This window comes from Verrucomicrobiia bacterium (genome assembly GCA_035629175.1).
Lineage (GTDB): Bacteria > Verrucomicrobiota > Verrucomicrobiia > Limisphaerales > DASXHY01 > DASXHY01.
This window is the reverse complement of record DASPIL010000043.1, coordinates 19017-32570: the sequence shown is the minus strand read 5'-3', so window position 1 is coordinate 32570 and position 13554 is coordinate 19017. Positions and strand designations below refer to the sequence as shown.

The window sequence follows — 13554 nt, the reverse complement described above, 5'->3', positions numbered from 1 at the left end:
GAAGAGGTTCGTCCCCAAATGATCGAGCTTGTTCGTCACGCGTCCAAAGGAATCGTACTTCCATGCCGTCGTTTGATTCTTGCCATCGGTCAATGTCAGCAGGTCCCCGGCGCCGTTATAGACAAACCGCGTCACTTCCAGGTTGGCGTTCGTTTCAGCCGTCTTTCGCTCCAGCGGATCGTAAACGTAACGGGTCACCTGGTTGAGCTGGTTGGTGTAGCTGGTCGCTCCTGAAACGTTCAGTGTATAGCCAAAGCTCTCAACTCCGTTGTCCGGATACGTCCGCGTTCGCAACCGTCCCAGGGGATCGTAGGTCATCGTCACCTTCACCCCTTCCGCATTGATGTTCGTCGTGACCCGATCATAGATGTCATAGCTGAACTGCGCCGTTCTTTGAGGCCCGATCGGGTGGTCCTTGTCCACCGCCTGCAAATTTCCCTCTCCGTCATAAGTCTTAATCACCGTGTGACCGGAGCTGTCAATCGTTCGGCGGATCTGTGATGCGAGGTCGTATTCGCGCCGGATGCTGAATCCGTCGGCAAACAGGGTGTTGGTCAGACGCCCCAGGTTGTCATAGTAGAAGAACGTATTCTGTCCTGCCGCGTCCTGGACCGAATTCAGAGACCCGCATGTGCAATAGCTATAGGCTGTCACGCGCCCGAGCGCATTCGTCTCGAAGATTTTGCGCTGCATGTTGTCGTAAACAAAGGAGTTGGTGAATCCCATCCGATCGACAATCCGCACGAGGTCGAGCTTGTCATACGTGTAGGAAATGGATCGTCCATCGGAATACTTGACGCTCAGGAGGCGCTGCAGTTTGTCCCACGTATTTGTAACCGTCAGTCCGCGTTCGTCGGTATGCGTGAAAACAAGGCCATTGGTGTAGGTGTACGCGTTGGTCCGATAGTAAACAGGTGTTCCGGCGACCACAGCGTAATCGTAGGTGACTGCTATAAACCCGTTCGCGCCATAGATGTTCGTGGTGATCAATCCGCTTGGGAGTTTGGTGCTGGTGAGCCGGTTCGAAACATAGGTGTACGACGTCACTTCTCCGAGTGCATTGGTTGCGAACGTAATTTGGTGAAAGGCATTGTAGGCATAGCCACCCAACATCAAATTCCCCGGCCCAATATGTTTCACCAGATCAATCCCATTTGCCGCGTACACATAGAGGTTCGTCTTAATGAAGTGTTCACAAGAAACATCAGAACCAAAATCGACGGTCTTGGTGACAAGTCCTTGCGTGTTGCGCCACGAATTTTGAATTCGAATGGCAAAATCGTCTGTTTGGTATCCAACGGTGACCGGAATGTTATCGCTCTGGCTCTCGACAATATCCGCGTCCGCGGGTTTGCCTTCGTATCCGTACCAAATTGATTGGCTCGACACTGAGTTCTCCGGGTCTGGACTTGGCGCTTGCTCCGCATTCAACGTTTGCGAAGTGCTGAAATCATTTACATCTGGATTCGAGTGAAGCCAGTTGCGGACACGAGCGCCCCGATAGTCGGTGTAATTGAAATTGGTTATCACCGTTGTGCTTAATCGGGCATACTGCCGAGGACCCCAATAGTAGGAATTGAAATCCACCAGGTGAATGTCCGCATGCTTCGACGTTCTTTGCTTGAAAACGAGGTAGTTCTCCAAATAATCGCTACCTTCCGACCCGCAAAGCGTCGGGTACAGATATGGGCCAGTGACCATTGGATTATGCCTGTCCAGGTACATGAAGAGGTGTGTTCCACCATCGGGCTGTGTGACCCGAATCGCCCGGTTGATCTCAGCCTCCACTGAAGGGGCGCTCGAAGGCGTAAACATTCGCCAGGTCGGATGAATGTATTCGAATGACGTGTCTCCGTAGGGAGTACTCATCCGAGTCAAAAGCCAAACCTGATTGGTATGGGGCGGCTCCGTAAACCCGCCGTACTGATCCGGGTTCCCGGGCTGACCGTTGGTATTGTAGCCTTGGAAGAACAGATCATTGGTAAATGTATATTGGAAAGAACTCGCCAGTCCGATTGTGTCCACGATGTTCGTCAAAAATCCGTTCGTATCATAACGAAATGCCACCCCCAGCTTATAGTTGGCGTTGGTGATAGCTGTTACGGCGCTGGAGAAATTTGCATCTTCATAGAGGAAGCTGTTTGTATTTCCATCGAAATCCACCACGTGCGCCAGCCGAACTATCGGTTTATTCGGAACACTGACGTTTGTATAATAGTGGTAACGCATTACCTGCCCCTGCGGGTTGGTGAGTGAGGTGATAAATGCAAGCTTCTCTTCGGGAAGAGTGCTCGTTGTAACGACCAAACCGAATGCCGCCGTGCTTCCATCAGGATAATCCAAAGTAGCTGTCTTGAAGTGAACCACGCGTTGGTCGTACGAGTATCCACAGGCAGAAGGGAGGGTTGTTACGGTGTCATACCCGACCGGTTTTAACTGTGCGTGTGTCCTGGTGTCGCGCAACCAGGGAGCGAGTTCTCCATCCCAAACGTGTCGTCGAAGACCGCCTTTCGGGGCGAATTCGGAGAGCTCTATATTGCCTGTAACCACTGCTTGAGTGCAGCATTCACTTTCTGATTCCGGGTCACAGTCGACTGTTTCCTGATCGTGCGTGACTGTCCCCTTCACAAGAATATAAGTGAGGAGGTTGCAGTTCCAACTCGGCCCGAAGTTGAAAACGTTTGTGTTCCAGGAACCCGGGGCAGCTCGCGTTTCTCGTTGGTGGTAGGTCATATCGAGAGCAAACTGCCCGCCGAGGCTGAGATCGTAGAACATCGGCCGATCGTGCAGCCAAAGTGAAATATATGGCTCTTGAACTTCCCAATCGGGCATTCCTGCCTTTGCGGCCCCAACCCTCACGCCGCATGCGGAACCGCAGCTGCCCGGCCCGTTGCCTCCGTTTCCGGATCCCGGAGAGCCTGGCGCGCATGGAGGAGGACATGTCCCACAAGGGCATCCGGATGGATTTGGCTCACCGTTATTCTCGATTCCCTTGCCGAAAACCGTCGATGCCTCATCCGGATCGACGCTTCGCCACGAGGCCGGATGGTCGCCAGATTGGATCAAGAAATAGCCACTCGCATTCTCATTAATGACCGCAGCGCTCAACCATTTTGATCCGCCAAACGTCGGGTCAATGACCTTGTACGCCCCTCGCCGCTTCTCCACTATGGCGGCATAGTGATTCTCCTTCCAATGAACGACCGAGGGGACGATCAGTTCGCCTCCTGAACCGCGATGAACGGCGGCGAATCCGAGTTGGTAATTCGCCGAAAACTCCACCAAATTTTGGAGAGAGAAACCTGATCGAGGCGAATTGAGCGACAGCAGTGACTGACATTTCGAAGCTTCGCCGAACGCCTGCGCGGCGTGGAATAGCGCAAATGTTCCACATCGGAAGGCGGCGGCAGGTTGATTCTTCATGATCGCCAAAGATCGATTGGCAGCTTCGATTTCCTTTGCAAACAATGATTTTGCAGTGACATCGGTTTTAACGACAGCAAGCAACGCTTCCATGTCGTCGATGCGGCCTAAACTCGATAATAGCTGTGACCAATAGGCCGCGGTGAACGCAGCCACATGCCGGCTCCTGTAATCAGTCAAGTTCGCTGTGCGACGCCACGCTTCGGACCAGCGCTCCAATGCTTTGGTGTACCTCCCTTCTGAACGGTAATACACCCCAAGATTTGCCAGCAACGCGGGATTCCACGCAGAATCGGGATATTGCGCAATAAAGCTCTCGAACCGGGAGACTTTTTCGTCGGCCGAAGCGTTATCATTCCAGGCTTCAACAGCAGCAATCTCATACAGAGCACGCGTCTGAGATTCTGGTGGACGCTCCGAGCCGACCCAAATCAGGGGTTCCTTGAAGAGCGGTGCTTGACGCAACGTGGTTTCCACTTCATCCAATGAATTGGGCACCTCCGCACAGAAAGAAATATTGCCATCGCACACAAGAAGCATTGCCACGATGGCCTGAAGAATGTTTGCCTGAAATTTCATGGTGGTTTGTATTGTATTCGGGCATCAGGGGACGATCGAACCGGAGGTCGGCCGCGTGATCCAGACTCTCAGTCCCGAATCGCTCGCATCATCCCATCGCGCTTCGCCGCTATCCAGAATGCCATTACCATTAGCGTCCTCGATGTAATCAGGAGTGCCGTCCTGGTCTTCATCCATCGGTATATCGGGCCAGTCCACCGCGACATAGTGGTAGCCAATATCCACCTGCGAATCTTCCTCCTTCATCCCATCAGAAGGGGAAGTTGTGAAATGAAATAGCCCGCGTTGATCTGCGGTCGTGCTTCCTCCATCGACCAGCGGAGAGGTGGTCCACGGCAAGAAGAACCTCCCGGGCCGGGACCAACCACTCATCCACCCAAAACTACCGACATTAATGTCATTCGGACCCGCTGGAATTGTGTTATTAGATCCAACTAAATACGCGTTAAAATCATTAAACACATAAAGCGGATTCCCTCCAGACGGATTGCCCATTGTGATCGCCGTCCCATCGAAGGCACAATCGACAATGCTGGAGAACCAATAGGGCGGCCCTGACTCTGAGTGCCCAAAATCGATCCATCCGCCGTAATGGGTAGTGTTGCGAAGAATAAACCACGCTGTGGACACGCTCGTGTTATTCACAAGGTAGATCCGATCAAACAGGCAGTTCGTGTAAGAACTCTGCGTATTGTAACCACCCAGGTTCCCAACGTAAAACTCGGAGTGGTTTGCGGTCACGCGGAGCATATTGTTGTAGTCCCGGAAATGACAGGGCCCGCCAGCGGGCAGATAGCTGTGAAGAAACTGGGCAACAACTCGCGACGGCCGATTGGTGATCATTGTGCCCGTGCTGCGAATCCCAGCCAGCCAGCCCTTGTCTTTCCAATGTCCGTTTACTCCCTCCTGAACGGTTGAGTATCGAGCAAAAACACAGGGTAATGTCGCAGTTCCTGTGAACATCGCCGTGACATCGTTGGGCAACGACAACCCGTATCCCGGGCCGCTCGAACCCGGAAGCTCAAACCATCCAATCGCCGTTCCGGCGGTGAAAACCACATTGGTCCCGGCATTCAGCCCGCCGAACGCATAGTCCAGCGCGTCGTAGTGAAAGCCACGATCCGGAACATCGAAATCTCGTTGCGCCTGCGGGCTGAATGTTGTTTCCACCGCAAGCGTTAGATTGGAATAGATCAGGGGTGGATATGTTGTCTTCTTCTTCAATTGCGCCGAGAGATCGGTTGTGAACGTGTTGGCAAGCCCCGTGTGCGTCCCCGTGTTCGTCATCGCAACCAACAATGAGTTCGTGAGGAAGAAATTGGCTCCGAGGTTGTGGTTGAGCCAGATGAAATCCTCTTTAATTTCAGAGCTCGACAAGAAAGTGAATCAACTTTATGTCGAACTCGACAAGCACTTGGAACGTCGCCGCACCCTGATTCAGAATCCGTCAGGGCTAAATGTCGCGAGGCAGTCACGCGACATTTTGGTGGGCGCCTGTTGCAACGAAACAGACCCATGATGAAGTTTCATTTTATGTGCTCTATGATAGTTCAAGGTTTTCCCTGATCCGTGTCCATCCGTCGTCAAGCATTGTCTCCGCTTGCTCACGTTCGAGCGGACCAGGTTCTCCTTCTTGTTCGTGTATTTCGTGTTTTTGTGGTGGTTCAATTCTTTCCCTCGATCCGTGTGTATCAGTCGTTCCCCGGCGGTGAAAAAATCCCGTTGGCTTTTTTCGGAAGAGCTCAACCACGGGAGTTTTTTGTTTATAAAAGGACGGCGCGGTAGCACAACGGTAACAATCAGTCTCTAGAGTAGCGGAGCAAACCCGGGCTCCATTGCCCTTCAAACTATGAAAACATTGAACGTGATCAAACTGACGCTGCTCCTCGCCGCCTTCGCGTGCCTCGCTCCAGCGCTTCGCGGTGCCACCCCAAGCGAACTGCTCCAGCGCGGCCTTTATGCCGAGGAAGTCGAGGGCGATCTCAAGGCTGCCATCACGAACTACGCTGAAGTCGCAGGTGCGGCGAATGCCACGCGCCCCCAGATCGCGCAAGCCCTTTACCGGCAGGGCATGTGTTACCTGAAGGTGAAGGATGAAGCCGGCGCACGGACTTCTCTCCAAAAATTGGCCGCCGATTATTCCGACCAGACCGAGCTTGTCGACAAAGCACGCCTCGTCCTGGAGGACCTTACCAATTTCGATCCCGCCACCCTCATGCCGGTCAATACGCTCCTCTACCTGGAGTTGGGCAGCCCGGGTCGCCAGATTGAAACCCTTGTGACAATGCTCAAGGGAACGCCTTACGAAAATCCGCTGGCTGCCATGGGAGGCAGACCTGCAAACGAAAGCCAGCCTTCACCGGCGAACCTGATCGCCGCACTGCTTAATCCCAGCATGCTGGCGGAGTTCAAAAAAATACGAAGCTCCGCAATCGGCATCACGAGCTTCAGCCAGCACGGTCCTCCTTCGTGCGTCGCGGTGCTCTATCCGGGCAAGAGTGATGCGCTCAGGGGAATCCTGCTCGCAGCACTTGGAATGGCGGGCAAGCCCGCAAGTTCCATCGAGGGAATGAACGTGGTGCTGATCCAGGACATGGTGGGAGTGGCCTATGATGACAAGGTGATCATTGCAACGCAGCCGGCGAAGGAACTCGGCTGGAGCGTCAAGCAATACAAAGGCACGCTCAAGCAACCCACTCTGGCGTCGCGAAACGACGTATTCTCAAAGCTCACGCGCAAACAGAGGCAGGAGGATGTCCTTACGCTGTGGATGAAGACCGACGAAGCGTATGCAAAAGCACTGGAACTCATTCCGCCCGACGATGTTCCCAAAGAAATGCTGACCGCCAATGCGTTCGCCGATTTCAAGAACATGGATTGCATGACGCTGTCGTTCTCGCTTCGAGACGACGGCATTGGCTGCAACGTGCGAACGCTCTATAAAGCCAGCCACCAATCCCTGGCATTCGGCCTGATCCACACCCCAAACCTGAATCCGCGTGCGCTAGATGTGGTTCCTGCGGGCGCTATTGCATTTGCGAGCTTTGCGCTGAACGGACCGGATTCGGCGCAGGTTGCGGCAGCCCAGAACCGCATCCAGCAAGTCACGGGTCTTGACCTTGGTCGCGAGGTATTCGCCAACCTGCAACAAGTGACGTTGTTCCTCATGCCGCCGGGAAGCAAACAAACGGATCCCAAGCTCGCGTTGATAGAATCTCTGGGAATTGCGCTCACAAGCCGTAATCCAGGCCAGACCCGCGACCTGCTGGCGCGCATGTTCAGCATTCCAAATTTGATTCATACAGGCGAAGCAAACGCCGCGGCGGGAAAGTTTCAAATGACTCCCGCTGGCCAGGCCAACGAAGTCTTTGCCTATCTCGAACAGGTGAACGGCACAACGTTGGTCACCGCAAGCAAACAGGTTCTCGACAGCGCGTCGGCCTCGTTGCGCGCCGGTAAATCGGCGAGAACAAGCGGTCCGCTGGCAAAGTCTATCGCCTCGATTCAACCCACCGCGGCGAAGGTGCTGATGGCGAATGCGGGCGGCCTCGTGGACCTGCTGGCGCAGAATTCGGATCCGGGCAACATGAGCGCCGCAAAACAGCAGGAGCTTGAAGTTCAGGTGAAGGCACTGGCCCAGGCCGTTGCCAGCACCACGGTTCAATTGCGCTCGGACGAACAGCCAAATGAACTGGCCTTGTCCATCAGCGTGGAAGGCCTCCCGCCCCTGCACGAAATCATGGGCCCGATCAATACGATCTCTCGAATCAGCGAGGAAGCTGCCGCAGAGGCGCGGTCCACAATGCTGCGCCAGCAGATGCCGGCCGTCGTTGCGCCTGTTGCGTCCGCGCCTGCGATCGATGGCGAAGTGGATGCCGTTTGGGCGCAGGGCGGCGCGCATGTGTTGAGCAAAGCCGTCTTCGAAAAGCCTGCGAATGGCAGCGACCTCGCCGCGCAATACAGGACGCTGTGGGACGAGAACAACCTCTACTTCCTTGTGGAGGTGACGGACGACATTCTGCGCCGCGATCACGACGAAGCGAACTGGTTCCAGGACGACGGCGTGGAAATCTACATCGACGCAACCAACGCAAAGCGGACGGACTATGGATCAACCGATTACCATTACAGTTTCCGCTGGAATTCCGGCTCCCTCGACATGCGGGAAGCCAGGCACCAGCGCACGCAAGGGGTTCAATCGGCGATGGTCAAGACGGCCTCAGGATACCGCCTCGAGGTCCGGTTTCCCTGGGCTACCCTCGGCGCCAAACCGTCGTCCGGCGCTCAATTCGGGCTCGACGTTCACATCAATGACAACGATTCAGGCAAGCGCGATTCAAAGGTCGTCTGGCGCGACGGGACCGATCTGGCTTACATGCGTCCGGAGTTGTTTGGCAACGCGGTCCTGGGTGGGATGATCGGCTGGTGGAAATTCGATGAGGAACAGGGAACCGCGATGGACAGCAGCGGGGGCAATCACAATGGAACGCCGGTGGGCGAAGTTCAACGGAAGCCCGGCAGGCTGGGACGCGCGATTGACTTGAATGGCAAAGGATTCGTGCAGGTCCCGGCAAAGGAAGCTTTCAATCTTGCAAGCCAGGTGACGGTCGCGTGCTGGATGAACCTGCGCTCTGTTTCAACCGGCTGGATGGCCGTCGTGAGCAAGGGCGACACCTCATGGCGATTGTCCACGGTCGATCTCGAACCGCGCCTGCATTTCAGCGTTCATGGGCATTGGGAAGGCAATTCGCGGCTGGACAGCGCCAGCCTGATTGCACCTAACGAATGGCACCACGTCGCTGCAGTTTACAGCGGCGAGGAGATGAGCCTGTACATCGATGGCAAACGCGCCGCGGTTCAGCCGCGGACGGGTCCCATGGGACAGAACGCATTTGACGTTCTGATCGGTGACAACGCCGAACAGAAGGGCCGCGGGTTTAACGGGCTCCTGGATGACGTGCGGGTTTATAATTATGCCTTGCCTGAAACGGAAATTGTTTCCCTTGCGAAGATTCCCTGAACTGCGCATCCGGGTTTCTCCATGATCCCGAATCGCAACATCCAGATCCGCTGGCTCGCGCTGCTCACGGTGGCTGTGCTGCTGCCCACCGTGAGCCTGCTCTGGTTCATGAGCCGCGTCGTTGCCAACGAGCGGCTCGTGATCCAGCAGAAGGTTGCGGGATTATACCAGGATCGAATCGCTGCCGCGGGCGCGCGCGTCAAGGAATCGCTGGAGGAGATCACCGCGATCCTCGATTCCAACAGCAGCAATCCCTATGTGGCCCTGCGTTCGCTCGTGTCGTCCAATGCAGTGCAGGGGCTTGTGTTGCACGATTCGGCTGGCGGGATTCTTTACCCGCGCGTGAGCGGTTTGGCAGGGGACGACGTTTCTTCGGAACATGCACTCGCCGTGCCGTGGGAATTGGAACTCGGAAAGCAGCAGTTCGCGCAGGCGGCCGAGGCGTATGAAAGATTGCAGGGCCACGCCGACCCTTCGATTGCTATCGCAGCCCGGCTCGGGCGCGCTCGTTGCCTCGTTCGCCTTGAACGGCTGGAGGAATCCATTGAGGTTGCGGAAACGGCTGCCTTCCCGAACGTGCAAGCACTCGATACGGCAAGTCGCATGTCGGTACAACGCGCACGTTTGTTTCTCGTCAACGTCCTGAGCCGATATTCCGAGGGCGAGTCGCATCGCACCCTCCAACGCCGGCTGCTCGAATCGCTGTTGGGAGAGATTTTCAACATTGAAGATTCCCATCCGATCCTCTCGCCCGCTCAAAACGTGTTCCTCGCGCACCGCGTGCTGCACATTTTGAAGGAACTGGGGGCAGACCCGGACGCGACGCGCGAACTGCAGGAGTGGATCAGGGCTGAGGAACGTTCCCTCACAGCCGCGGCCAACCTGGATTCAATGCTTCATCGAAAGGCCCAAAGTTTTCCCGTGCTTGTCGAAGGCGAGAAGTTGCACGCGCTTGAAACCACGACCCGAAGCGGCTCGGCGCTGCTCTTGCTGAACACGAACGGGCTCGCACAGCTGTTCGCGTCGTATCGCGATGTGCTGAGCGAGCAGGGATCCGCATTTGAGATTTTCGACAGTGGTGGAGCCGTGATCGTGCGAAGCGGGGGTGTGAGCAGCCCCGCGTTTACCACGGCCACTTTGCCCGATCCGTTCGGCGGATGGAAAATTGCGCTGCACTTTCAGGACGGCGATGTCTTTGAGCGGGCGGCGCAGCGGCAGATTACAACGTATCTCTGGACGGGCGCATTGGTCATCCTGCTGATCCTGGTCGCAGCCGCCCTTGCGACACAGGCAATCGGCCGTCAAATTCGTTTAAACCAGATGAAGAACAACTTCATTGCCACGGTTTCACATGAACTAAAAACGCCCCTGGCGTCGATGCGCGTCCTTGTGGATACTCTGCTGGAAGGCAACGTGCGGGACGACTCCCAGGCGCGCCAGTACCTGCGGATGACCGCGCGGGAAAATGAGCGCCTCAGCCGGTTGATCGATCGTTTCCTGACCTTCTCGCGCATGGAGCGCAACAAAGCTGCATTCAACTGTGTCGCAGTGGATGCTGCCGATATCGTCAACGATGCCATGGAATCCCTGCAGACCAAGTTCGCGGACGCGCGCTGCCCGGTGGAGCTCAGTGTCTCGCCCGGTTTGCCGCAGGTCATCGCAGACCGAGATGCGATGGTTACTGTCCTGGTTAACCTGCTGGAGAACGCCTGCAAGTACAGCGGAAGCCACAAGCGAATCGGGCTCACGGTTTCTGCCGAAGCGGGAAGCGTCTCGTTCGCCGTCTCGGATAATGGCATAGGATTGCATCGACGCCATCTGCGCCGGATCTTCGATCGCTTTTACCAGGTCGACAACTCGCTCGCCCGGCAGGTGGAGGGATGCGGCCTGGGACTCAGCATTGTCAAATTCATCGTGGACGGGCATAAAGGCCGCGTGACGGTGAAAAGCCAACCCGGCGAAGGAAGCACTTTTACTGTGCAGATTCCGGCGGCGTTGCCGTCCCCGGCCCGCGCGAATGCGGCACTGTGCCATCGAGGTTGATCCAATCAGAACAATGGAAACCGTTTTAATCATTGAAGACGATCCGACGATGTCGATCGCTCTCAAGGACAACTTCGAGTTCAAGGGCTATCGGGTTTTCACGGCCATGGATGGAGACGCGGGGTTGAAGCTCGCCCTCAATGCACAACCCGACCTGATCGTTCTGGATGTCATGCTCCCGCGAATCAACGGGTACGAACTCTGCCGATTGGTCCGCGAACAGAAGATTCAGGTGCCGATCATCATGCTGACAGCGAAAGGGGAGGAATCGGACATCATCCTGGGGCTTAACCTCGGCGCGGATGATTACCTCACGAAGCCATTCAGCGTGCGCGAATTGCTGGCCCGCGCCGCGGCCCTGCTGCGGCGGGTTCGAAAGGAAACGCCGGACGTGTTTGAATTTGGCGGTTTCAAATTGGACTCTGCAGCGCGGCGCCTGACGTGCGGCGGACGCGAAGTTGAGTTATCGCCCAAGGAATTCAAGCTGCTGGAATTCTTCACGCGGAAACCCGGGCGGGCCCTCACGCGCGATGAAATTCTGAACGCGGTGTGGGGTTACGATTGTCTCGTGACGACCCGCAGCATCGACCGCTTTGTCACCACGCTGCGGAACAAGATTGAATCTGATCCCGCCAACCCGTGCTTCATCCATACCATCCGCCAGATCGGCTACCGGTTTGAGGCCGAGAGCAACAAAAGCACGGCGGCCCGCCCGTGACGTCGGCACGCCCTCACACCACCCGCATTTGGACTGCGTCCACGATCTGCTCTCCCACGACGATGGATCCGATGACCACCACGGTGGTGCCGCGATGCAAGCCGCCCTGCTCGACGAGGAGAGGCAAGGCCGCTTCGATTGTGTTCTCGGGATTGATCAGATCGAATGGCACGACGAACGGGGTCACGCCCCAGCTCAGGGTCAGCCCCGCTGCAACCTTTTCATTTGGGCACAGGGCGTAAATACGGGAATGGCGGGGGCGAAGCCACGCCGAATAACGAGCCATGTTGCCGCTGCGTGTGATCACGAGAACAGCCTCCGCCTTCAGTTCGTTTGCCAGCACGACCGCGCTCTTCACCAGCTTCTGCCGCGGGCTGACTAATTCCGATTGTTCGTAAAAATTCGCTCCGCCGCTGCGTTCAATGCGCGTTGCAATCCGATCAAAAACCTCGATGCATCTCAGCGGATGCTGGCCCACGGTGGTTTCGCCGCTCAGCATGATCGCATCCGCCTGCTCATAGACTGCGTTCGCAACATCTGTGACTTCCGCGCGAGTTGGCATCGGCGACTCAATCATGCTTTCCAGCATGTGTGTTGCGACGATCACGGGCTTCCCGTATCGAAGGCATGTTTTCACGATGCGCCGCTGGACGATCGGCAGTTCCTCGTAGGGAATTTCAATTCCGAGATCGCCGCGCGCCACCATGATGCCATCGGCTTCACGAACGATTTCCTCAAAGTTCGTGACCGCCTGCTGGTCCTCGATTTTCGCGATCACCAGCGGCCGCGGCTTGCCGGATTCAAACAACTCCTTCAGCTGCAGAAGATCGCGGGCTTCGCGAACAAACGAGAGGGCAATCAGGTCCACCTGCAGTTCCACGCCCAACAACACGTCGCGTATATCCTTCGCCGTCAACGCCGGGAGGCTGACCTTCACGCCGGGAAGATTGATATGCCGGCGGCTCCCCAGGGTGCCCTGCGTTAGAACTTCGCATTCGACCTTGTTGCCGGATTTCGCCAGCACTTTCATTTCGATCGCTCCGTTGTCGAGCAGCACCACGTCGCCCACAGAGATGTCGTTGACGAAGTTCTCGTAATTGACATCCACGGAGTGAACCTCCTCGCTGCGTTCGCCGCGGACTGTCAGGGTAAATTTCTGGCCAGGCTGGAGATTCAGCGGGACGCTGAGTTCACCGGTGCGAATCGCCGGTCCCTGCGTATCCATCAGAATTCCAACATGCCGATTGCGAGAGAGTGCTGCCGCGCGGATATCGCGAACGACGCGGCGAACCCAATCATGGGGGGCGTGCGACATGTTGAGTCGGCACACATTGACTCCGGCATCGATCAGTTTTCCGATCATCTCTGCGGAATCCGTGGCGGGACCGAGAGTCGCCACGATCTTTGTTTTGCGCTGCGTACTGGCTTGCATGAGGGGGGAGCATAAATGTGAACCGAACAGCACGGCAAGGAATCCTGACTTGCCATGACCGTTGGTGAACCGCATAGTTTCCGTGCCCACGAGAAAGGCAAAATTTTATGGCTGATGTAGCAAACAAGTACCCGGAGAACACGGCAGGCAAGTATTACGTCGACAACCAGTGCATCGACTGCGATTTGTGTCGCGAAACGGCGCCGGATAATTTCAAGCGCAACGATGACGGCGGCTATTCTTTCGTGTACAAGCAGCCTGAAAACGACGAGGAAGAAGCACGTTGCAAAGAAGCCAAGGAAGGCTGCCCGGTCGAGGCGATCGGCGACAACGGCTAAG

The 13554-nt window shown here is 56.1% G+C and carries 7 protein-coding genes; 4 read left to right on the top strand and 3 right to left on the bottom strand.

Annotated features, from left to right (window positions below):
- A partial coding sequence (locus VEH04_07245; GenBank protein ID HYG22560.1) for a cysteine peptidase family C39 domain-containing protein occupies window positions 1-4002 on the bottom strand: 4002 nt, incomplete at its 3' end.
- Between the two features lie 24 nt (window positions 4003-4026).
- The gene (locus tag VEH04_07240) at window positions 4027-5379 is read right to left on the bottom strand and encodes a hypothetical protein (GenBank protein ID HYG22559.1); all 1353 of its coding nucleotides are present in this window, start codon (window positions 5377-5379) and stop codon (window positions 4027-4029) included.
- Between the two features lie 472 nt (window positions 5380-5851).
- Here VEH04_07240 and VEH04_07235 point away from each other — a divergent pair, with 472 nt between their 5' ends.
- Genes VEH04_07235 through VEH04_07225 form a run of 3 tightly spaced genes read left to right on the top strand, consistent with a single transcriptional unit; the run spans window position 5852 to window position 11783 of the window.
- On the top strand, window positions 5852-9022 hold the full coding sequence (locus VEH04_07235; protein ID HYG22558.1) for a sugar-binding protein: 3171 nt from the start codon (window positions 5852-5854) through the stop codon (window positions 9020-9022).
- A gap of 21 nt (window positions 9023-9043) precedes the next feature.
- Window positions 9044-11065: a HAMP domain-containing sensor histidine kinase gene (locus tag VEH04_07230; protein ID HYG22557.1), complete on the top strand. Its 2022-nt coding sequence runs from the start codon at window positions 9044-9046 to the stop codon at window positions 11063-11065.
- Between the two features lie 13 nt (window positions 11066-11078).
- Entirely contained in the window at window positions 11079-11783 is a 705-nt protein-coding gene (locus VEH04_07225) for a response regulator transcription factor (GenBank protein HYG22556.1), read from the top strand.
- A 13-nt stretch (window positions 11784-11796) separates the two neighbouring features.
- Here VEH04_07225 and pyk read toward each other — a convergent pair whose 3' ends face one another.
- Window positions 11797-13215 (bottom strand): pyruvate kinase, encoded by a 1419-nt coding sequence (gene pyk, locus VEH04_07220; protein HYG22555.1) that lies wholly within the window; start codon window positions 13213-13215, stop codon window positions 11797-11799.
- 107 nt (window positions 13216-13322) lie between these two features.
- Between pyk and VEH04_07215 the strand changes: the two genes are divergently transcribed.
- Window positions 13323-13553 carry a ferredoxin gene (locus tag VEH04_07215; GenBank protein HYG22554.1) on the top strand — a complete coding sequence of 77 codons (231 nt, stop codon included), beginning with the start codon at window positions 13323-13325 and terminating at the stop codon, window positions 13551-13553.
- Window position 13554: the final 1 nt, after the last annotated feature.